This is a genomic window from Lelliottia sp. SL45, from assembly GCF_026672535.1.
GTDB classification, from domain to species: domain Bacteria; phylum Pseudomonadota; class Gammaproteobacteria; order Enterobacterales; family Enterobacteriaceae; genus Enterobacter; species Enterobacter nimipressuralis.
The window spans coordinates 765,139-785,842 of record NZ_JAPPRH010000003.1 but is presented as its reverse complement, the minus strand read 5'-3'; the positions used below and the strand labels follow the sequence as shown (position 1 = coordinate 785,842).

19 protein-coding genes are annotated in these 20,704 nt (G+C 54.3%); 6 read left to right on the top strand and 13 right to left on the bottom strand.

Going from position 1 to position 20,704, the window contains the following annotated elements; translation table 11 throughout:
* The first annotated feature begins 83 nt into the window (after positions 1-83).
* Entirely contained in the window at positions 84-167 is an 84-nt protein-coding gene (gene yohP / locus OVA10_RS26115; RefSeq protein ID WP_015572324.1) for a small membrane protein YohP, read from the top strand.
* Positions 168-213: 46 nt separating this feature from the next.
* Here yohP and OVA10_RS09625 read toward each other — a convergent pair whose 3' ends face one another.
* The 5 genes from OVA10_RS09625 to OVA10_RS09605 form a co-directional block, all read right to left on the bottom strand.
* Positions 214-1,608 (bottom strand): glycoside hydrolase family 1 protein, encoded by a 1,395-nt coding sequence (locus OVA10_RS09625; protein ID WP_268195832.1) that lies wholly within the window; start codon positions 1,606-1,608, stop codon positions 214-216.
* 12 nt (positions 1,609-1,620) lie between these two features.
* Positions 1,621-3,483, bottom strand: a complete 1,863-nt coding sequence (bglF, locus tag OVA10_RS09620) for a PTS beta-glucoside transporter subunit IIABC (protein ID WP_268195831.1) — start codon at positions 3,481-3,483, stop codon at positions 1,621-1,623.
* A gap of 137 nt (positions 3,484-3,620) precedes the next feature.
* Positions 3,621-4,454 (bottom strand): BglG family transcription antiterminator LicT, encoded by an 834-nt coding sequence (licT, locus tag OVA10_RS09615; RefSeq protein ID WP_123427292.1) that lies wholly within the window; start codon positions 4,452-4,454, stop codon positions 3,621-3,623.
* 292 nt (positions 4,455-4,746) lie between these two features.
* The gene (gene dusC, locus OVA10_RS09610) at positions 4,747-5,679 is read right to left on the bottom strand and encodes a tRNA dihydrouridine(16) synthase DusC (protein ID WP_123427290.1); all 933 of its coding nucleotides are present in this window, start codon (positions 5,677-5,679) and stop codon (positions 4,747-4,749) included.
* Between the two features lie 72 nt (positions 5,680-5,751).
* The gene (locus OVA10_RS09605; protein ID WP_100779531.1) at positions 5,752-6,018 is read right to left on the bottom strand and encodes a hypothetical protein; all 267 of its coding nucleotides are present in this window, start codon (positions 6,016-6,018) and stop codon (positions 5,752-5,754) included.
* 217 nt (positions 6,019-6,235) lie between these two features.
* Between OVA10_RS09605 and OVA10_RS09600 the strand changes: the two genes are divergently transcribed.
* The 4 genes from OVA10_RS09600 to sanA all read left to right on the top strand — a co-directional run bounded on the left by OVA10_RS09600 (position 6,236) and on the right by sanA (position 9,188).
* Entirely contained in the window at positions 6,236-6,634 is a 399-nt protein-coding gene (locus OVA10_RS09600) for a CidA/LrgA family protein (protein ID WP_123427288.1), read from the top strand.
* Positions 6,631-7,326: a CidB/LrgB family autolysis modulator gene (locus OVA10_RS09595; protein WP_100779529.1), complete on the top strand. Its 696-nt coding sequence runs from the start codon at positions 6,631-6,633 to the stop codon at positions 7,324-7,326. The genes OVA10_RS09600 and OVA10_RS09595 overlap by 4 nt, the downstream gene beginning before the upstream one ends.
* Before the next feature lie 128 nt (positions 7,327-7,454).
* The gene (cdd, locus tag OVA10_RS09590) at positions 7,455-8,339 is read left to right on the top strand and encodes a cytidine deaminase (RefSeq protein WP_123427286.1); all 885 of its coding nucleotides are present in this window, start codon (positions 7,455-7,457) and stop codon (positions 8,337-8,339) included.
* Positions 8,340-8,468: 129 nt separating this feature from the next.
* Positions 8,469-9,188 (top strand): outer membrane permeability protein SanA, encoded by a 720-nt coding sequence (gene sanA / locus OVA10_RS09585; RefSeq protein ID WP_102104860.1) that lies wholly within the window; start codon positions 8,469-8,471, stop codon positions 9,186-9,188.
* A 39-nt stretch (positions 9,189-9,227) separates the two neighbouring features.
* Here the strand turns inward: sanA and mglC are convergent, their stop codons facing one another.
* The 7 genes from mglC to OVA10_RS09550 form a co-directional block, all read right to left on the bottom strand.
* Positions 9,228-10,238, bottom strand: a complete 1,011-nt coding sequence (gene mglC / locus OVA10_RS09580) for a galactose/methyl galactoside ABC transporter permease MglC (protein WP_100779526.1) — start codon at positions 10,236-10,238, stop codon at positions 9,228-9,230.
* 15 nt (positions 10,239-10,253) lie between these two features.
* Complete coding sequence (gene mglA / locus OVA10_RS09575; protein WP_100779525.1) at positions 10,254-11,774, bottom strand: galactose/methyl galactoside ABC transporter ATP-binding protein MglA; 1,521 nt, start codon at positions 11,772-11,774, stop codon at positions 10,254-10,256.
* Positions 11,775-11,855: 81 nt separating this feature from the next.
* The gene (gene mglB / locus OVA10_RS09570; protein WP_063143782.1) at positions 11,856-12,854 is read right to left on the bottom strand and encodes a galactose/glucose ABC transporter substrate-binding protein MglB; all 999 of its coding nucleotides are present in this window, start codon (positions 12,852-12,854) and stop codon (positions 11,856-11,858) included.
* Positions 12,855-13,149: 295 nt separating this feature from the next.
* Complete coding sequence (gene galS, locus OVA10_RS09565; RefSeq protein WP_100779524.1) at positions 13,150-14,172, bottom strand: HTH-type transcriptional regulator GalS; 1,023 nt, start codon at positions 14,170-14,172, stop codon at positions 13,150-13,152.
* A gap of 155 nt (positions 14,173-14,327) precedes the next feature.
* Positions 14,328-15,485: a DUF418 domain-containing protein YeiB gene (gene yeiB / locus OVA10_RS09560; protein WP_268195830.1), complete on the bottom strand. Its 1,158-nt coding sequence runs from the start codon at positions 15,483-15,485 to the stop codon at positions 14,328-14,330.
* A 16-nt stretch (positions 15,486-15,501) separates the two neighbouring features.
* On the bottom strand, positions 15,502-16,170 hold the full coding sequence (folE, locus tag OVA10_RS09555) for a GTP cyclohydrolase I FolE (protein WP_100779522.1): 669 nt from the start codon (positions 16,168-16,170) through the stop codon (positions 15,502-15,504).
* Positions 16,171-16,274: 104 nt separating this feature from the next.
* Positions 16,275-17,423, bottom strand: coding sequence for a YbfB/YjiJ family MFS transporter (locus OVA10_RS09550; protein ID WP_102104862.1), 1,149 nt, complete (start codon positions 17,421-17,423; stop codon positions 16,275-16,277).
* A gap of 138 nt (positions 17,424-17,561) precedes the next feature.
* Here OVA10_RS09550 and fghA point away from each other — a divergent pair, with 138 nt between their 5' ends.
* The gene (gene fghA, locus OVA10_RS09545; RefSeq protein ID WP_268195829.1) at positions 17,562-18,398 is read left to right on the top strand and encodes an S-formylglutathione hydrolase; all 837 of its coding nucleotides are present in this window, start codon (positions 17,562-17,564) and stop codon (positions 18,396-18,398) included.
* Between the two features lie 95 nt (positions 18,399-18,493).
* Here fghA and cirA read toward each other — a convergent pair whose 3' ends face one another.
* A complete protein-coding gene (gene cirA, locus OVA10_RS09540) occupies positions 18,494-20,464 on the bottom strand; it encodes a catecholate siderophore receptor CirA (RefSeq protein ID WP_102104864.1) in 1,971 nt (656 codons plus the stop codon).
* Positions 20,465-20,704 lie beyond the last annotated feature (240 nt).

Below are 20,704 nucleotides of genomic sequence, written 5' to 3'. Positions count from 1 at the left end.
ACAGCACTTATTGATTAAGCATTTGATGCGGCTGCTACACTTAAATAGACGTAAGCCCAATAGCAAAGTTGAAGGAGAAGGGAATGAAAATATTACTGTGGGTTATTTTGATTATTTTCTTAATTGGTTTACTGGTGGTGACGGGCGTATTTAAAATGATTTTCTGATAATTTGCCCGACCGATTTTTACCGGTCGGGCAAAGCGTCGTGCCATTACGCTTTTAGCGAAGCGCCTTTGGTCGAAATGACCTCTTTGTACCAGTAGAAACTTTTCTTACGGCTGCGGGCCAGCGTGCCATTACCGCTGTCGTCACGATCGACGTAAATAAAGCCGTAGCGTTTGGACAACTCAGCTTTCGACGCGCTCACCAGATCGATAGGTCCCCAACTGGTGTAGCCCATCACCTCTACACCGTCTTCCATTGCCTCACGCACCTGCACCAGATGATCGTTGAGATAGGCAATACGGTAGTCATCCTGCACGACACCGTCGGCATCGGGTTTATCTTTCGCACCCAGACCATTCTCGACAATAAACAGCGGCTTCTGATAGCGATCCCACAGCACATTCAGCAGAGTACGCAGGCCGACCGGGTCAATCTGCCAGCCCCACTCTGAGCTTGCGAGATGCGGGTTTGGCACCATGCTTAAAATGTTGCCGCGCGCCTGCTGGTTTAGCTCTTCATCCGTGGTCACACAACCGGTCATGTAATAGCTGAAAGAGATAAAATCTACGGTCGATTTCAGCGCCTCGCGATCGGCATCGGTTACGTCAAGCTGGATACCGTGATCACGGAAGAAACGCAGCATGTAGCCCGGATAAGCGCCACGGCACTGCACATCACCGAAGAACTGCCATGCACGGTTCTCCTGCAACGCTTCCAGCACATCGTCCGGCTTACAGGTCAGCGGATAGACCAGCCCTCCCAGCAGCATATTGCCAATTTTGCCTTCCGGGACAATCTCATGACAGGCGTTCACCGCCAATGCGCTGGCCACCAGCTGATGATGGATTGCCTGATAGACTTCCGCTTTACTGCTGGTTTCCGGCAGGCCGACGCCCGTCATTGGCGCATGCAAAGACATATTGATTTCGTTAAATGTCAGCCACAGCTTCACCTTCTCTTTGTAGCGGGTAAACACCGTGCGCGCATACCGCTCGAAGAAACCAATCACCTGACGGCTGCCCCAGCCACCATACTGTTTCACCAGGCCCCACGGCATCTCATAGTGCGATAGCGTTACCAGCGGAGTGATGTTGTGCGCGGCCAGTTCGTCAAACAGTTTGTCGTAAAACGCCAGACCCGCTTCATTCGGCTGCTGCTCATCCCCGTTCGGGAAAATACGCGTCCAGGCGATAGAGACGCGCAGGCAGCTAAATCCCATTTCAGCAAACAGCTTAATATCGTCCGGGTAGCGATGATAAAAATCGATCGCCACATCCTTAATTCCGCTGTCGCCCGGAACGCGCTCTACCACCGGGCCAAATACCCCTTTCGGCTGGACGTCCGACGTTGACAGGCCTTTGCCATCTTCAAGGTAAGCGCCTTCTACCTGGTTGGCAGCAACCGCGCCGCCCCATAAAAATGTATCCGGGAAAGTTTTCATCACGTTCTCCTGTTATTGATGGCTGACGGTCAGCAGCGGCGAACCGGCGTTGACGGCGCTGGCCGCCACGGTGATCACCTCTGCATAACTGTCGCTGTTACTGATAATAATCGGGGTGGCCAGATCGTATCCGGCGTCAAGAATGGCCTGTCTGTCGAATTCCAGCAGCAGATCGCCAGGCTTCACTTTATCGCCCACGTTCACGTGAGCGGTGAAATGCTTGCCGTCGAGCTTGACGGTGTCGATACCGACGTGGATCAGCACTTCAATGCCGCTGTCGCTTAGCAGGCCTATCGCGTGTTTGGTCTGGAATAGCGAGGCAACCTCACCCGCAAACGGGGCGAAAACGTGGTTGTCGGACGGGATAATGGCCGCGCCGTGACCGAGAAGACCGCTCGCGAAGGTGGCATCCGGCACCTGACTCAGGGCCAGCACCGTTCCGCTCATTGGCGAAAGTACATCGTCTTCGCCAGCAGTGAGCGCGACCGGCGTCGTCTCAACTGCGCGCCCCGGCATCCCTGCAACCAGCGTCAGCACGCAACTCAACATCAGGGCAATCACAGTTCCGATAATGCCCCCCCACAGCGAAGCATCAATGCCACCCGGCGGGATCATCTGCGCAATGGTAAAGATATTGGCGAACCCGAAGGAGTAGACGTAGGCCTGGCTCAGGCCCACGATGGCCCCGCCAATCGACCCGGCCACGCAGCCAAAGATGAACGGACGACGCAGCGGCAAGTTCACGCCATACACCGCAGGCTCAGTGATGCCAAAAATCCCCGCTGTTACCGATGAGCCAGCCAGCATTTTCAGACGCGCATCGCGCGTGCGCAGGAAGACCCCCAGCGCGGCACCCACCTGCCCCATCACCGCAGGCAGCAGCATCGGCAGCATTGAGTCATGCCCCAGTACCGCCAGGTTATTGATCATCAGCGGCACCAGCCCCCAGTGCAGGCCGAAGATCACGCACACCTGCCACAGCGCGCCCATCGCTGCGCCAGCCAGCCACGGGGCCAGGACATAAATCACCTGATATCCGTTAGCCAGCAGCTGGCTCAGCCAGGTCGCTACCGGCCCAATCACCAGGAAGGTCAGCGGGACGGTGACCGCTAAACAGATCAGCGGCGTAAAGAAGTTTTTCATCGACGACGGCAGCAGTTTGCCGCTCTTTTTTTCCAGCCAGCAGCTGACCCACGCCGCGAGAATAATCGGAATAACCGATGCGCTGTAGTTGAACCAGGTGACCGGAATACCGAGAAACGCGTCCGCTACGGCCCCGGTTTGTTGGCTGGCCTCAAACGCCTGAATCATCATCGGATGGGTCAGCGCGCCACCGATGACCATGGTGATAAACGGATTGCCGCCAAATTTCTTCCCGGCCGTGTAGCCCAGCACCAGCGGAAAGAAGAAGAATAAGGCATCGCTTGCCGCAAACCAGATTTTGTAGGTTCCGCTGTCGGGGCTGAGCCAGCCGCAAACCACGGCCAGCGCCAGCAATCCTTTCAAAATACCGGATGCCGCCAGGATGCCAATAAACGGGGTAAAGATGCCGGAGACCACGTCAATCAAGCGCCCGAGAAGATGACTCTTGTCTCCGTTCTCGTCTGCTGCCACTGGCGTATCGTCATGCAAACCCGCTTCAGCACGTACCGCTTTCCAGACATCATTCACATGGTTTCCAATCACCACCTGAAACTGCCCGCCGCTTTCAACGACCATGATCACGCCCAGATTTTTCTTCAGCCCTTCGGCATCCGCTTTTTGATTTTCTTTCAGTTTGAAGCGAAGCCGGGTGGCACAATGGACCAGACTGATGATGTTCTCTTTGCCCCCTACGTGGCCGAGAATATCCTTCGCCAAAGCTTGATATTCCATCTCGATTTCCTTTCTTCGATGCCCGCAGGCATCTGGTGACTGAGTTTAAAAATAAAAAAAACCCGAGAACGGCATCTCTTCAGATGCCGCGCTCAGGTTTTGCCTGCGTTATGCAGTAACAATCCAGATTTTGGAGCTTAACGCCCCTCTTTTCTCACTCGCTCAATATGAATGGTGAGAAACATAATTTCTTCCGTCGTCAGCTCGCGCTGATAACTTTTCTGCAGATACTGCGCGATTTTCTCGGCGCAAATCCAGGCTTTCGCGTAGTTATCTTTTACCGCCGTATGCAGCGTCACATCGTCATCTTCCACCACGGTGCGGGTCAGCATCCGTTGAGCAAAGAACTTCAGGTGGGTGACAAAGCGCTGATAGCTGAGCGACTCTTCGTCATATTCCAGCTGAAGCTGATACTTCACCAGCTGCAGAATCTCCTGCATAACGCGGGTGACGTGCATCACTTCAGGCATTTCGCTGTTCAGTTGCGCCGTGACCAGGTGAAGCGCGATAAACCCCGCCTCATCTTCGGCAAGCTCCACCCCCAGCCTGCTGGCGATAATCGCCCTTGCTTCCTGCCCCAGCTCAAACTCCTTCGGGTACAGACGTTTGATCTCCCACAACAGCACGTTTTTGATCGCCAGGCCTTTCTTTTGCCGCTCGATGGCAAAATGGCAGTGGTCGGTCAACGTGATGTAGAGACTGTCCTGCAATTTTCCCAGCCGCTGCGCCGCCAGCCCAATAATGCGGTCGCAGGTGGTCATTACCTCAAGCGGGATCTGATTGAGTAACTCCCCCAGTCGACGCGCCAGCTCATCGCTTTGCAGTGCGAAAACCTTTTCCACTTTCTCAGCGTCAAGATCGTCACCGATGCGTTTCTGGAAGGCCAGCCCGCGCCCCATCACGACCTGTTCGCGCATGTGCTCATCCAGAACAACCACCACATTATTATTGAGAATTTTGGCGATTTTCATCAGAACCCCAGAAACAAAAAAACCTGACCTCCGGCAGATGCCAGAAAATCAGGTTTTGCCTGCCGCAGCAGTAACAATCCAGTTTTTGCACTCTATCAGTTTCAATCGCAGCCTCAATGTACTACGCGTAAAAACGTGATACAGATCGTTATTGAAGCGGTTTTCAGTTTCGCCACCCCGCTCTCCTGCGCCAGCGGAACATATCGCTAAACGTAGCGCACATCGCCTTTAGTGAAACGTTATATGCCCTATGAAAGCCTGCGAGGGCAGTAACGCGACGATCCCGACGCTATTATTTGGCCTGAATGACCCGCGCAATGTCGGCTGATGTCTGCAGAGTCCGAATTTCCTGAAATAACCCCAGCGCTTCGTCATATTCTTTGCGTAAATAGCTCAGCCACTGTTTGATACGTGCCACGTGGTACAACCCGGTGTCGCCCTGCTTTTCCAGACGCGAATATTTTTGCAGCAGCGTAACCACATCCGGCCACGGCATACGCGGCTCGTTGTACTTCACCACCCGGCTCAGGTTAGGCACGTTAAGCGCACCGCGCCCGATCATCACCGAATCGCAGCCTGTCTCTTTTATACAGGCCTGCGCACTTTCGTAGTCCCAGATTTCGCCATTCGCGATCACCGGAATCGACAGACGCTTGCGGATTTCCCCAATCGCCTGCCAGTTGATGCGATCTGCTTTATAGCCGTCGTCTTTGGTGCGCCCGTGAACCACCAGCTCCGTCGCCCCGGCCTGCTGCACCGCATCGGCAATCTCAAACTGGCGGTCGTGACTGTCCCAGCCCAGACGCACTTTTACCGTCACCGGGAGATGGCCTGGCACCGCCTCACGCATCGCTTTCGCGCCGCGATAGATCAGCTCAGGATCTTTTAGCAACGTTGCGCCACCGCCGCTGCCGTTGACCATTTTCGACGGACAACCGCAGTTGAGATCGACACCGTAGGAACCCAGTTCTACCGCACGGGCTGCGTTCTCCGCCAGCCATTCCGGGTACTGCCCCAGCAGCTGGATGCGCACCAACGTACCGGAGGTAGTCCGGCTCTGACGATGCAGCTCCGGGCAGAGTCGATAAAACGACTTTACTGGCAACAGCATATCGACCACCCGCAAAAACTCGGTGACGCAGAGATCGTAATCATTTACCTCAGTCAGCAGCTCGCGCACTAAAGAGTCGAGCACGCCTTCCATCGGCGCCAGTAAAACACGCATTCTAAAACCCTGTGAAAAAAGACCCGCTATAGTAGCCGCTCTCTATAAAGGTGCAAAGGGCTTAACGCGCGTCTATTTCATTACGACGTAGGCCACCGCCGTCAGAACGACCACGATGAGCAGTGTGAATGTCGGGCCCAGCGCGAAGGCGTAGACGTTCAGCTCATCTTCTTTTTTGATATCGTTGTAACGCGCCAGCGCACTTTGGGCATCGGGCGCCGTGATCTCTTCAAACTCCTGCTCATAGCCCTGTGCTTCCAGGTGTGATGAGCCTTCCGCATTGCCCTTCTCCACGGCGAAAATCTGTGTCCCTTTCCGGAAAAAAATGAATTCTGACATTAGAATCTCCTGATCGCGGGAATGGCTTTTATCATATCACTGCTTCAAAAATAGTCACCGCAACTACACTGTTTTGTATGGCTTTTGCTGTGAATGCTGGGGAATTGCCTAACGTTCCAAAAAGGAATGTCTGGTATGCTCAAAAATCATGATGTGATCCGTAGCACGTTTCTATGTTTAATTGTATGATGAATGCGTTCCATCAAGGACTTTCACCATGATCAAAACTCTGAATACCCTCTGGCAGTACCTGCGTGCTTTTATTCTGATCTATGCCTGCCTGTATGCCGGGATTTTCATTTCGTCCCTGCTACCGATCACCATTCCCGGCAGCATTATCGGCATGCTGATTCTTTTTCTGCTGCTGGCGCTGCAAATTCTGCCCGCGAAGTGGGTCAACCCTGGCTGCTTTGTGCTGATCCGCTATATGGCGCTGCTGTTTGTGCCGATAGGCGTGGGCGTGATGCAATATTACGATCTACTTAAAGCGCAGTACGGCCCGATTCTGGTCTCCTGCGCGGTGAGTACGCTGGTCGTATTCCTGGTCGTGAGCTGGAGTTCGCATCTGGTACATGGCGAACGCAAAGTCGTTGGGCAGAAAGGAAGTCAAAAATGATGGCCAATATCTGGTGGTCGCTGCCATTGACACTGGTGGTGTTTTTCGCCGCACGTAAACTTGCCGCGCGTTTCAAGATGCCGCTTCTCAACCCGCTGCTGGTGGCGATGGTGGTGATTATTCCGTTCCTGCTGCTCACCGGCATTCCTTACGAACGCTATTTTGCGGGCAGCAAGATTTTAAACGATCTGCTCCAGCCTGCCGTCGTGGCGCTGGCATTTCCGCTTTACGAGCAGCTGCACCAGATCCGCGCGCGCTGGAAATCGATCATCACCATCTGTCTGATTGGTAGCGTCGTCGCCATGGTAACGGGGACGTCAGTGGCGCTGCTGATGGGGGCGTCGCCGCAAATCGCCGCCTCTATTCTGCCGAAATCCGTGACCACGCCGATTGCGATGGCCGTGGGCGGCAGCATCGGTGGTATCCCGGCCATTAGTGCCATGTGCGTGATTTTTGTCGGGATCCTGGGTGCGGTGTTTGGCCATACGCTGCTCAATGTCATGCGTATCCGTACCAAAGCCGCCCGCGGGCTGGCGATGGGTACGGCCTCCCACGCCCTCGGCACTGCGCGCTGCGCGGAGCTGGACTATCAGGAAGGCGCGTTCAGTTCGCTGGCGCTGGTGATTTGCGGGATCATGACCTCGCTGATCGCTCCGTTCCTGTTCCCGATTATTCTGGCGGTAGTGGGCTAAAATTTGCGATGCGTCGCGCAAATTTCATTTTGTTTTCATAAGTTGCAAACATAATGAGAACTAGATCACATATAAAGCGCTATTGGCTCCGTACACTACCGATCCATTAACCTTTATGAGGCATTGCCATGCACCCACGTTTTCAAACTGCTTTTGCCCAGCTCGCAGAGAATTTGCAATCAGCCCTGGCTCCGGTTCTGGCGGATACGCATTTCCCCGCCCTGCTGACTGCGGAGCAGGTCACGACGCTTAAACAGGCTACGGGACTGGACGAAGACGCGCTGGCTTTCGCACTACTGCCGCTGGCTGCCGCCTGCGCCAGAGCCGATCTCTCCCACTTTAACGTTGGCGCGATTGCGCGCGGCGTGAGCGGGACCTGGTATTTCGGCGGGAACATGGAGTTCCTTGGTGCGACCATGCAACAGACCGTCCATGCAGAACAGAGCGCCATCAGCCATGCCTGGCTGCGTGGTGAGAAAGCGCTGCAGGCCATCACCGTGAACTACACCCCTTGCGGTCACTGCCGTCAGTTTATGAATGAGCTGAACAGCGGTTTGCAACTGCGCATCAACCTGCCTGGCCGTGAACCGCATACGCTGGGCGATTACCTGCCGGATGCCTTCGGCCCGAAAGACCTGGATATCAAAACCCTGCTGATGGACGACCAGGATCATGGCTATGCGTTAGCGGGCGATGACCTGGCGCAAGCGGCCATTGCGGCGGCAAACAAAAGTCATACGCCGTACAGCAAGTCGCCAAGCGGCGTGGCGCTGGAGCTGCGTGATGGCAAGATTTTCAGCGGCAGCTATGCCGAAAACGCGGCATTCAACCCGACGCTGCCACCGCTGCAAGGCGCCCTGAACCTGCTGAGCCTCAACGGGTACGACTACCCGGATATTCAGCGTGCGATTCTGGCAGAAAAGGCCGATGCACCGCTGATCCAGTGGGACGCCACCGCCGCCACCCTCAAGGCGCTCGGCTGTACCAGTATCGACCGTACGCTGCTGGCGTAATAGACCTGTGCGGGCAGAAATGCCCGCCCTGCTGATGAAATTCCCCCCAATCAAACCGCTGTTTCTTGCGATTACCAGGCGGGTAAAGTAGCCTGAGTGAAATTTCCCTCCACGGAACGAGCCATCTTCATGTTAAAGCGCGTGTTTTACAGCCTGTGTGTCCTGGTCGGCATTCTGCTGTTGACTGTGCTCGGCCTCGACCGCTGGATGAGCTGGAAAACCGCCCCCTATATCTTTGACGATCTGCAGGATTTGCCTTATCGCCAGGTGGGTGTGGTGCTGGGGACGGCCAAGTACTATCGCACCGGCGTGATTAATCAGTACTACCGCTACCGCATTCAGGGGGCGCTAAACGCCTACAACAGCGGCAAGGTCAATTACCTGCTGCTGAGCGGCGATAACGCCCAGCAAAGCTATAACGAGCCGATGACCATGCGCAAAGATTTGATTGCCGCTGGCGTCGATCCGGCGGATATCGTTCTGGACTATGCCGGATTCCGCACCCTGGACTCCATTGTGCGTACGCGTAAGGTCTTTGATACTAATGATTTTATTATCATCACCCAGCGCTTCCACTGTGAGCGCGCGCTGTTTATTGCCCTGCATATGGGGATTCAGGCGCAGTGCTACGCGGTCCCTTCTCCGAAAGATATGTGGAGCGTTCGTGTGCGTGAGTTTGGCGCACGCTTTGGCGCGCTGGCGGATCTCTATCTCTTCAAACGTGAACCGCGCTTTTTAGGCCCGCTGGTGCCGATTCCGGAGATGCATCAGGTGCCTGAGGATGCGCAGGATTATCCGGCGGTTACTCCGGACCAACTGCTGGAATTGCAGAAGAAAGAGAAGAGATAAAAAAACCCGCTCGTGAGCGGGTTTTTCGTTTTGGCAAGATTACTTCTTGCGCGCGTATTTGAGGGAATCTAACGCCACCGCAAAGATGATAATCGCCCCTTTGATAATGTACTGCCAGTACGGGTTCACACCGATATAGGTCAATCCGTAGTTGATAACGGTAAAGATGATTACACCCGTCACCACGCCTACCACCGTACCTACACCGCCGCTGAAGGAGACGCCGCCTACCACACAGGCTGCGATAGCATCCAGTTCGTACATGAAGCCGAGGTTGTTCGTCGCTGAGCCGATACGACCCGCTTCCAGCAAACCACCGAAGGCATAGAACACGCCGGACAGGGCATAAATCATCAGCAGGTTCAGGGCCACGTTAACGCCGGACACTTTTGCTGCTTCCGGGTTGCCGCCGATAGCGAAGATGTTTTTACCGAAGCGCGTTTTGTTCCACAGCACCCAGACAAAGGCCACGGCGATCAGCGCGTAGAAGGTGATGTAGGAGAGGCGGAAACTGCCCAGCGCCACAAAGCCCTGCGCGAAGGTCGAGAAGCCGCTGTCGAAACCAGAAATCGGGGATGCGCCAACGAAGTCGTAGTACAGGGAGTTGATACCGTAAACGATAATCATCGTACCCAGCGTGGTGATAAACGGCGTCACGTTGAGATAGGCGATGATAATACCGTTGATCAGACCGATGATGGCACCCACCACACAGACAATCAGCACCACCACAATAATTGGCATGGTGGCCATTTCCGGGAACACCTTGTTGGCGTTTTCCATCGACTGCAATAGCGTGGCGGCCACAACCGCCGCCAGACCTACCTGGCGCCCTGCTGACAGGTCCGTACCCTGAGTCACAATCAGCCCCGCCACGCCCAGCGCGATGATGATACGCACGGAGGACTGGGTCAAAATGTTACTCAAGTTAAGCAAACTTAAGAACGTAGGGTCCTGGAAAATAATAATGGCCAGTAATACTAAAAGAACGACGTAAATACCGCCCTCTTTCAGATAAGTGAGAAAACTTTTTTTATTTAACGCACTCATGAGGAGCCCCTGATCTTAAAGGTGCAAAGACGCAAGACGGAGAATTTCGTTTTGCGTTGTCGTTTTGGTGTCAACAATTCCGGCAACGAGACCATTGCTCATAACCAGAATACGATCTGTGATCCCTAACAATTCCGGCATTTCGGAAGAAATAATAATGATCCCTTTATTCTTTTTAGCCAGTTCAGCAATCAGCTGATAGATTTCAAATTTTGCACCCACGTCAATACCGCGCGTCGGTTCATCAAGCATTAAAATTTCTGGCTGCGTTAATAACCAGCGACCAATAATAACCTTCTGCTGGTTACCGCCGGAAAGTGAACCGATTTGCGTCTGGTGCCCTGGGGTTTTTACACGCATCGAGTCGATAACCCACTGGGTATCGCTTTTCATGCGGGAAGTATCCAGCAGGCCCATTTTATTTTTATAGTTACGAATATTGGAGATTAACGAGTTGAAGTTAATATCCAGATAAGCATAAATCCCCGTCGAACGACGCTCTTCGGTCACCAGGGCAAAGCCATGGTTAATCGCTTCGTTGGCGTTATGGTTATTAATGCGCTTACCGTGCAGCGTAATGGTGCCGTCCGATTTTTCACGGATACCAAATAAGGTTTCCACGATATCGGTACGTTTCGCACCGACCAGGCCTGCGATACCCAGAATTTCGCCCTTATGCAGGTCGAAGGAGACATCGCGGATAGAGGGCTGACGCAAAGACGTAAGGTTGCGAACTTCCAGAATCACTTCGCCCGGCTTGTTCTCTTTGTCCGGGAAGCGCTGGTTCAGGGAGCGGCCGACCATCATGGCGATGATCTTGTCCATATCCAGCCCTTCGAGAGGCTGAGTGGTGATCCACTGGCCGTCACGCAGAATGGTGATCTCATCGCACAGCTGGAAGATCTCTTCCATTTTATGCGAGATATAGACGATGCCACAGCCACGCTCTTTCAGTTTACGGATAATGGTGAAAAGGTGGTTCACCTCTTTTTCCGTCAGGGATGACGTTGGCTCATCCATAATCACGATTTTCGCGTTATAGGAGAATGCCTTGGCAATTTCAATCATCTGCATTTGTGAAACGGATAAGGTGCCTACGCGGGCGCGCGGGTCAATATCAATATCCAGTTCATCAAAAATCGCTTTGGTGTCGCGATACATTTTGTCCTGATCGACAAATACACCTTTGGTTGGGTAACGACCCAGCCACATATTGTCCATAACAGAACGCTGAAGCACCAGGTTTAATTCCTGGTGAACCATCGAAATACCATTCTCCAGTGCTTCCTTGGCGGAATGGAAGTCGATCTCTTTCCCCTGAAAAAGAATGCTACCAGAATCTTTTTGATAGATCCCAAAAAGGCATTTTAATAATGTTGATTTACCCGCACCATTCTCCCCCATCAACGCATGAATAGAGTGAGGACGTACTTTTAAATTAACATTGTCGAGAGCCTTAACGCCGGGAAAAGACTTGTTAATATTGCTCATTTCTAACAAGAATTCGCCTGACGACTGAGTATTTGTGCTGACCATAATTATACCTTGACGGCCTCGCATATCGCGTTATAAAAGGGCGCAACGAATTGCGCCCTGTGAGAACATGCAATCTCTAACTTATTTACCGATAAACTCAGCCAGGTTTGACTGGTCTACGCCCACGTAAGGAACGCGAACGATTTTGTTCTCGATTTTCCAGTTGGTGCCATCAGCCGCACCTTTGCCATCGGCCAGGTTTTTCGCCAGATCGAAGGTCGCTTTAGCCTGGTTATTCGCATCGTTCAGAACGGTACCGGCCATTGCGCCAGACTTAACCAGTGCCAGCGCTTCTGGCAGGGCATCCACGCCGAAGACAGGGATAGACGATTTGTTGTGCGCTTTCAGTGCTTCAACAGCACCCATTGCCATCGCATCGTTGTTGGCGATAACCACTTCGATTTTGTTCGCGTTCGGGCCAGACAGCCATGCGTCCATCTTATCTTTCGCCTGAGCGGTATCCCACATCGCGGTATCTAACGCCAGCTGCTGGGTTTTCAGACCTTTGTCGTTCAGCTCTTTGATCACATACGTGGTACGTGCTTCAGCATCCGGGTGGCCCGGCTCGCCTTTCAGCAGAACGAACTGAATCTGACCGTCTTTGTTCAGGTCCCAATTCGGGTTCGCTGCCCAGTGTTTCGCGATCAGATCGCCCTGAATAATACCGGACTCTTTAGAGTCAGTACCGACATAGAAGGCTTTGTCATAGCTGTCCAGCGCTTTGCGGGAAGGCTCTTTGTTGAAGAAGACGATAGGCACATTCTGGCCACGTGCTTTTTCAATAACGGTGCCTGCAGCTGCCGGGTCAACCAGGTTGATGGCCAGGGCTTTCACGCCTTTCGCCAGCAGAACGTCGATCTGGTCGTTCTGTTTGGACTGGTCGTTCTGGGAGTCATTCATCAGCAGCTGAACGTCTGGCGCTGCTTTAGCATCTTTCTCGATAGCTTTACGAACAACAGACATAAAGTTGTCGTCGTATTTATAGATTGTCACACCAATACGGGTATCCGCAGCGTGCGCAGCTGCACCAAAAAGCATGCTTGCCATAACAGCAGACAGAGTCAACACCTTCTTATTCATGGTATCTCCGGTTTTTTTTATGCAGGGTAGTTCTTGTGAATAACGGTCGGCGGGCAGATGTTAGAAAAACGTTACTGACAGCCGAAGTTCACTTATAAAATTTCTATCTTCCGTGTTCGGTAACGCTCCAGTAATGCGTTTTATTTGTCGTTTGGGGCACTTTGGCTATAGTGAAAGTGATTAATCACCGTTACATAGCGTTTCAGCTCCTAAAACGCTGACATCATAGTCAGCGGCTTGTTAAGATACTGTGAATTTACTCACAGATTGAAAACGGTTACATCACCTGACGTAATCAGTTAGTGATCGGAGCCACAATTTGTTTAACAGCCACAGAATGGCGGCGTACTAAAGTCGGCATGAAACAGTGCGTTGCGCTCAAATCCTGCTGCCCTGCGGCGCCCTGTAACGCCAGCTCCGTTGCCAGACGGGCCATGGACGCAATCGGATAGCGCACAGTTGTGAGCTGCGGGTCCGTGTAACGGGCAATCGGAATATCATCAAAACCAATCAATGACAGATGCTGCGGCACCGCAATGCCGTTGTCTTTCAGCGCAGTGAGCGCCCCGGCGGCCATGCTGTCATTGTAGGCAAAGACGGCGGTCAGTTGCAGATTCCGTCCGAGCAGTTCGACCATCGCGGCCTCCCCTCCCGGCATGTCCGGCGAACCGGTACCAATCCAGCTGTCTGACGGCACAATCCCGGCTTCTTTCAGGGCGTTTTGCCAGCCTTCCCGTCGCATATCGTCATCTTCAATATGGTGGCTGGAGGCGAGATAGCCGATGCGCTGATGGCCGTTATTGAGCAGCATGCGCGTCGCCATCATCGCCCCGCTGACGTTGTCCAGCGTGACACAGCGGTGGGCATACCCCGGCACCACGCGGTTGATGAGCACCATACCAGGAATTTGATCCATAAACCCCGCCAGCTCCTCATCGCTCAAGGCTTTTGAGTGGACAATCAGGGCATTACATCGCTGGCGGATCAGCACCTCAATGGCGTGACGTTCTTTTTCAGCCTCGTGGTAGCTGTTACCGATCAGCACATATTTGTGGTGCTGCTGGGCGACAACGTCCACGGCTTTCACCAGCGCACCAAAGAAGGCATCCGACACATCCATCACCACCACGCCAATGGTGTCGCTCACCTGGGTGGCGAGAGCCTGCGCATTGGCGTTGGGCCGATAGCCGAGCTGCGTCACCGCTTTCATCACGGTTTCACGCGTTTCAGGGCTGACCAGCGCGCTGTTATTCAGCACGCGGGAGACGGTAGCAACAGAAACACCCGCGATGCGGGCTACGTCACGAATGGTGATCATATTCACCATCCTTTAAAGGATTGCAGCAACTCACAGACACCCCCTGTGTTTAGCAAGGAGGCTATTCTGGCAGTGACAAGGAGGGGACTACGTGAAGAAGCTCACACAGATGAAAACGTTTACATCCGTTTTGTTAACGATTGTGATCCAGATCGTTATCTGGATGTTTTAGTCAATGATACACCTGCAGCACGTGCGGTTAATTGACGCCACAACCATTCCAGCGGTCCCTGGCGGAAAAAACGCAACCAGATGACGGAAAACACCAGATTCACTGCCCAGACCGGAATAACAAACGCCAGCAGATGAAGGCGGTCGAATTTCATAAACAGGCCGAAATGATAGAACAGTGTGGTGCAGATCAGAGTTTGCAGCAGATAATTGCTCAGCGCCATCCGGCCAACGCAGGCGACGGCAGCCACCAGTCGGAAACGGGCTATCTGCGGCCAGAAGCCGAAAATCAGCGCCGCATAGCCGATGGTCTGGAACGGGGCGCTCAGCTCACGCGGGGCCTGTAACAGGAACGCGCACCAGCGGTAATCCCAGCCCAGCATCCACTGCGCGACAATCGCAGGCAGATTGATGATGACGCCAGTCAGCACCAGCGCACACCCGGTCCGGCGGTAATGAGCGAGACTAAATTCCCCTTTCAGCCAGCCGGTGCGCATTAGTGCCGCGCCCATCAGCATCATTCCCGCCAGCTGCCAGCCGTACTGCGCGCCGAGGGCGATCAGGTTATCGCCGAGCATATCCGCGCGATTGCTGATAGCCTCTACGCCGCCTTTCAGCTTCCAGAACTGTTCGTATTGCAGATTCGCCGCATCCGGGATCCATGAGCGGTTGGTCGCCCCACCGGAGATCATTCCCAGCAGCAACAGTACGCCGATGCCAATCAGATAGAGGATCGCCCCCGTATTGAACAGGTTTTTTACGTCGTGGGCATCGCGGATCATTCGCCAGCAAATCAGACCGACTAATCCATAGGCCAGCAGAATATCGCCATCCCAGAAAAACAGGCCATGGATAAAGCCGAGCAGTACCAGCAGCGTCAGCCGCGACTGGATCCAGCGTTTGCCACGTTTGAGGAGCAGTTGCAGCCCAGCGCCGAAGAGGAGCGCAAAGAGCGTGAGGAATTTAACCTGCGCGAAGAGATCGAGAATCGCCCATGTCCAGGCGTCGCTGCGGGTAATATCGCCATACCAGGCGGGATTGAGATACGCCGCTTTGGGCAGTCCAAAAGCGGCGATATTCAGTAGCAGGATACCGAGAATGGCAACGCCACGTACAAAATCCAGCGTGACATTACGCTCCATCTATCCTGCCCTGTGGTTAGTTGTGGTGACGCACGGCGCGCAGGAACTCCTGGCGGGTGTTCTGGCTGGATTTAAACAGGCCACCCAGCGACGTGGTGGTGGTCGCGCTGGTTGCATCGCGAACGCCGCGCGCTTTAACGCAATAATGGACGGCATCAATAGATACAGCCACATTGTTGGTGCCAAGCAGCGTTTGCAGCGCCGTCAGAATCTGCTGCGTTAAGCGCTCCTGCACCTGCGGACGCTGGGCAAAGAACTGCACAATGCGGTTGATCTTGGACAGACCAATCACCGTATCTTTCGGGATATAGGCCACGGTCGCTTTGCCGTCGATGGTCACGAAATGGTGTTCGCAGGTGCTGGTCAGAGTGATATCACGCACGGTCACCATTTCATCGACTTTCATTTTATTTTCGATGACGGTGATTTTTGGGAAATTGGCGTAATCGAGACCGGAAAAAATCTCATCGACATACATCTTGGCGATGCGATTCGGAGTTTCCATCAGGCTGTCGTCGCTCAGGTCGAGATTCAGCAACTGCATGATCTCGGTCATGTGCCCGGAAATAAGACGTTTGCGTGTTTCGTTGTCCAGTTCATTAACAGGCGGACGCAGCGGGGTTTCAAGACCACGCGCGACTAAAGCTTCGTGAACGAGAGCGGCTTCTTTACTGAGTGATGGCATTATTTTTCTCCTGCAGGTGTGGCTGCCTTTTGCCCTCTTTGAAGCAAAAGTGTGCGCTCATTGTGCGTGAGGTGGCGCACATAATCCAGTATTCACAGCGATAATTATTGCAATTGCTGCTGCCTTTCGGCCTGACGATCCCAGACCAGTGCTCCGCCGACAAACAACGCCAGCCCTGCAAGGCCCAGCGCCGGCTCAAGCTGATGGGTAAGCCACGTCGAGAGCGCCGACGTTACCGGCCCAACCAATTGACCGAGCGCATACCCTGTGGTCAGTAAACCGGCCATATAACGGGTGTGGTTTGGGGCCAGTTCGCGGCCGCACAGCAGGGAGAGCTGCACGGCACAGAGGAACCCACCGCCCACCAGCAATGCGCCCGTTATCAGGCCACCGATTCCCGGCATCAGCCAGGCGGCAAACACGCCCAGCCCCTGCAACCACAGGACAATCGACAGACGGCGGTTCGACGTCGAGACGTGGCGCAGGGCGATACTCAGCGCGATCCCGATGACAGACGCTGCGCCAAAGACGGGCCAGACAAACTGCGCAAACAGGCTGCCAGGGAAACGCACGGCCGCCATTTGCGATAAAAAGGTGGCCGGGAGAATGTAGCCAAACCCTGCCAGGCTGTAGCTCCAGACCAGGCGACGCAAATCGGTGGTCAGCACCAGCGGCTCCGGCGCCGTTCCCGGCCGATGCAACTGCCCGCCGCGCGGCAGATAGCGCGCCACCAGAACAATGAGAATCAGCGCCAGCACGCCATAAATCTGCCACGCCGCGCCTGCTGAAAGCGAGCGGGCCTGAATATAGACCGCCAGCAGGCCGCTTAAGGCAATGCCCGCCCCCGGCCCGGCAAAGACCGCCGCGCTAAGCCCCGGCTTACCAAAATGGGCCAGCCGTTCGTTGGTCCATGCGGCTATCAGCACCATCGACCAGCCGCTCATGCAGCCGATCGCGAAACGAATCAGGCCGTGAATGATGGCGTTATCCGCGACGGCTGACAGCAGCGTCAGCGCTACCGCGCCGAAGATCCCGAGATAGAGACGCCCTTCAACAAAGCGGTGCGCCCGCATGGCATCCCACGCACCAACTAAATAGCCCAGATAGTTCATGGCGGCCACCAGCCCGGCGCTGGTCAGCGTCAGCTGTCCGGCCGAAATCATCAGCGGAACCTGAGGCGTAAAAGCAAAGCGCCCTATCCCCATCGCCACCACCAAAACCACAAATCCGCTGAGCGCGATACGCAGCGCCATGATCGCCCCAATTGTTAAAATTTAGTTAATTCATGATGCAACATATCGACTTAATGCGGAAGTGAAAGTTGCTCACAGGTGAATGAATAATCTGTATTATGGATTGAGTGAATATCGACACAAAATCAGGAGCCTTGCATGGAACTGCTCGAAGAGCACCGTTGTTTTGAAGGTCGGCAGCAGCGCTGGCGGCACGACTCCACCACGCTGAACTGCGCGATGACGTTCAGCATCTTTCTGCCACCGGTCACCGGTAATGTTAAGCCACCGGTGCTGTACTGGCTCTCCGGCCTGACCTGCAACGATGAGAACTTCACCACCAAAGCGGGTGCACAGCGCGTTGCGGCTGAATTAGGCATTGCGCTGGTGATGCCCGACACCAGCCCGCGCGGCGATGATGTCGCTGACGACGCCGGATACGATCTGGGTAAAGGGGCGGGTTTCTATCTGAATGCGACCCAACAGCCCTGGGCGAGCCACTATCGGATGTACGATTACATTCGCGACGAGCTGCCTGCTCTGATCCAGGCGCAGTTTGCCGTGAGTGATCGCGCGGCCATCAGCGGGCATTCGATGGGCGGACACGGCGCGTTAATTATGGCGCTTAAAAATCCGGGTAAATTCACCAGCGTCTCCGCCTTTGCGCCGATTGTGAACCCGACTCAGATATCCTGGGGGCAGAAAGCGTTTTCGAATTATCTGGGCGATGATGTCACCACCTGGCAGGAATGGGATAGCTGTGCGCTGATGCAGGCAAGCCTTCCGGAACAGGCGATCCCGACGCTTATCGATCAGGGTGATGCCGATCAGTTCCTCGCCGATCAACTGCAGCCCGCAGTGCTGGCGGAAGTGGCGCGGCAGAAAAGCTGGCCTTTGACCCTGCGCATCCAGCCGGGGCACGATCATAGCTATTACTTTATTGCCTCGTTTATCGAGGATCATCTCCGCTTCCATGCGGAGTATTTACTGAAATAACCCAGCCTGTTGCCCGGCGCGCGACGCAAACCGGGCCAATACTGAGCACAAGCGTAGGCCGGGAAAGGCATAACCTTCACCCGGCCAGCTCGCTATCAGAAGCGGTAATCCACTGCCATAAAGTAACGGCGGCCATCTTCCGTATAGCTGTAATCGTCGCGGCTGAGATCTTTATCCAGCAGGTTTTGCACGCCTGCACGCAGTTTGACATTTTTCGTTGCCTGCCACGCTGCACCGGTATTCCAGACCACATACCCGCCTGGCGTTGCATCGCCGGCGGTGATGGCACGTTTTTCGCCGGAATAGTTACCCTGCATATAGAAGGACCAGTCCTGCGTTGCCTGCCAGTCCACGGTTCCGTTCGCGGTATGGAATGGCAGCTCGGACAGCGGTTTGTTGCCGCCATTGCTGATATCACGCCCGTCGTTATAGGTATAATTCAGCGTCACTTTCCAGTCTTCGGCCAGCGGGAATTTCAGCTCGGTTTCTACGCCGCGAATACGCGCTTTGTTGACGTTGTAGTAGCGGAAAATCGGCTCACCGTCGGCATTCAGCCCAACGTAGTTTGGATAGCTCTGCGCCTGATTTACATTTGCGGTGCGGAGGATGCTGATACGGTCATCCACATCGTTCTGGAAGGTGGTAATACTGGCCTGAACGCCCTCTAACCAGCCCTCTTCCCCGGCATAGTAAAGACCCAGCTCGAAGCTTTCGCTGGTTTCTGGTTTCAGATCCGGGCTACCGACAATTTCACAGGCACCACGGCACGAACCGGTGGTCCAGTCCGGGCTTAACTGCAGTAAGGAGGGAGCTTTGAACGCCGTCGCCCAGCCGCCTTTCACCGTCACGGTGTCGGTTGCGCTATAGACCAGGTACGCACGCGGGCTCCAGTGGTCGCCGTAGGTTTCGTGATCGTCCATACGCACGCCAGTGGTCAACGCCAGCGGCTCAAAAATACGCCATTCGTTTTCAATAAACAGCGCGTACTGGCTGGCAGAGGTATTGCTGCTGGAGCCGCCGGTCAGGTTCACCGGATCTTTCAGTTTGTCGTGTCGCCATTCGCCGCCGAAGGTCAGCAGCTGGTTAATTTCACTAAGCGGCAGGACATACTTCCCGTCGATACTGTTGCTTTCGGAGGTAATCGGGCTGCTGTTACCAGGGTTTTTGTTATCGACTTTCTCGCCGTAGAATTTTAGCTCGCTGTTGCCCACATCCCAGCGCCCGTTGTGGCTCAGGGAGTAGTTCTGGCGCTCAAGGCGGTTCTGGTCGAGAGAGTCTGAATCGCGATCCTGACGGTCGAAACCGTAGCCTGCGGTGAAATCGTGGTTTTGATTCGGCGTCCAGGCGAATTCGACGTTAGCGTCGCGGCTGGTGAACCCTTCAATGCGCGGCGTTTCGCCCGTCGCAGAGGTTGAGGATTCCTGCTGGTCATCTTTTTCGCGTTTAGAGAGGCTACCGTAGGCTTTCAGCCCCAGCACGCCATCCACCAGCGGACCGCTAGTAAAGAACTGACCGTTGTAGGTATCACCGCGATCGCGATGTTCCTGAATCGTGGTGTCGGCGGTCAGGGTGCCGGTCCATTTCTGGCCGATTTTTTTGGTGATGATGTTTACCACCCCGCCCAGCGCATCGGACCCGTACAGCGATGACATCGGGCCGCGCACCACTTCGATACGCTCGATGGCATCGACCGGAACCCAGTTGAGATCGAAATCGTTATGGCGGAAGACGGCATTGCGGGAGTTGACGCGCTTACCGTCCACCAGGATCAGGGTGTAGCTGCTGTCAAGCCCACGGATACTGACCCCTTTACGGTTATCCCCTTCGTTGGTGAGTTGCACACCTGGCACGTCCTGTAACACATCTTTCAGGTTCTGAACGGGTTTACGCTGCAGATCTTCCTGAGTAATGACGCTGATACTGGCCGGTGCATCTTTGAGGTTTTGTTCAGTGGCAGACGCCGTGACAACCAGGGTATCGCCGGACTCAGCCGCAATAACCGGTAACGCCAGGGACAGTGCAGACGCACAGAGTCCTCCCCGTACGAAGGGATTTAACCTAAACATTCCATATCTCCATGAGGTAAACACAACAATATCAAATAATTATTGCTCACAGTGCATTGCATACCGCCGGCTTCTTTGGCCGGTCGGCTGTGTGTTTCTTTGCAGGTGTGGCAGTAACGTCATCGTCTTTTCAAAAACGCGACGCTGACTCCTTCATCCTTTTGATAACGGCGATAACGATAAAACAAACGATAATTATTATCAATTCAATTGTTAACAATTATGTCATTTATGCATACT

Bases quoted from the DNA above. Each gene is read 5' to 3' on its own strand.
- yohP (WP_015572324.1), top strand. From the start codon at position 84: ATGAAAATATTACTGTGGGTTATTTTGATTATTTTCTTAATTGGTTTA.
- OVA10_RS09625 (WP_268195832.1), bottom strand. From the start codon at position 1,608: ATGAAAACTTTCCCGGATACATTTTTATGGGGCGGCGCGGTTGCTGCC.
- bglF (WP_268195831.1), bottom strand. From the start codon at position 3,483: ATGGAATATCAAGCTTTGGCGAAGGATATTCTCGGCCACGTAGGGGGC.
- licT (WP_123427292.1), bottom strand. From the start codon at position 4,454: ATGAAAATCGCCAAAATTCTCAATAATAATGTGGTGGTTGTTCTGGAT.
- dusC (WP_123427290.1), bottom strand. From the start codon at position 5,679: ATGCGTGTTTTACTGGCGCCGATGGAAGGCGTGCTCGACTCTTTAGTG.
- OVA10_RS09605 (WP_100779531.1), bottom strand. From the start codon at position 6,018: ATGTCAGAATTCATTTTTTTCCGGAAAGGGACACAGATTTTCGCCGTG.
- OVA10_RS09600 (WP_123427288.1), top strand. From the start codon at position 6,236: ATGATCAAAACTCTGAATACCCTCTGGCAGTACCTGCGTGCTTTTATT.
- OVA10_RS09595 (WP_100779529.1), top strand. From the start codon at position 6,631: ATGATGGCCAATATCTGGTGGTCGCTGCCATTGACACTGGTGGTGTTT.
- cdd (WP_123427286.1), top strand. From the start codon at position 7,455: ATGCACCCACGTTTTCAAACTGCTTTTGCCCAGCTCGCAGAGAATTTG.
- sanA (WP_102104860.1), top strand. From the start codon at position 8,469: ATGTTAAAGCGCGTGTTTTACAGCCTGTGTGTCCTGGTCGGCATTCTG.
- mglC (WP_100779526.1), bottom strand. From the start codon at position 10,238: ATGAGTGCGTTAAATAAAAAAAGTTTTCTCACTTATCTGAAAGAGGGC.
- mglA (WP_100779525.1), bottom strand. From the start codon at position 11,774: ATGGTCAGCACAAATACTCAGTCGTCAGGCGAATTCTTGTTAGAAATG.
- mglB (WP_063143782.1), bottom strand. From the start codon at position 12,854: ATGAATAAGAAGGTGTTGACTCTGTCTGCTGTTATGGCAAGCATGCTT.
- galS (WP_100779524.1), bottom strand. From the start codon at position 14,172: ATGATCACCATTCGTGACGTAGCCCGCATCGCGGGTGTTTCTGTTGCT.
- yeiB (WP_268195830.1), bottom strand. From the start codon at position 15,485: ATGGAGCGTAATGTCACGCTGGATTTTGTACGTGGCGTTGCCATTCTC.
- folE (WP_100779522.1), bottom strand. From the start codon at position 16,170: ATGCCATCACTCAGTAAAGAAGCCGCTCTCGTTCACGAAGCTTTAGTC.
- OVA10_RS09550 (WP_102104862.1), bottom strand. From the start codon at position 17,423: ATGGCGCTGCGTATCGCGCTCAGCGGATTTGTGGTTTTGGTGGTGGCG.
- fghA (WP_268195829.1), top strand. From the start codon at position 17,562: ATGGAACTGCTCGAAGAGCACCGTTGTTTTGAAGGTCGGCAGCAGCGC.
- cirA (WP_102104864.1), bottom strand. From the start codon at position 20,464: ATGTTTAGGTTAAATCCCTTCGTACGGGGAGGACTCTGTGCGTCTGCA.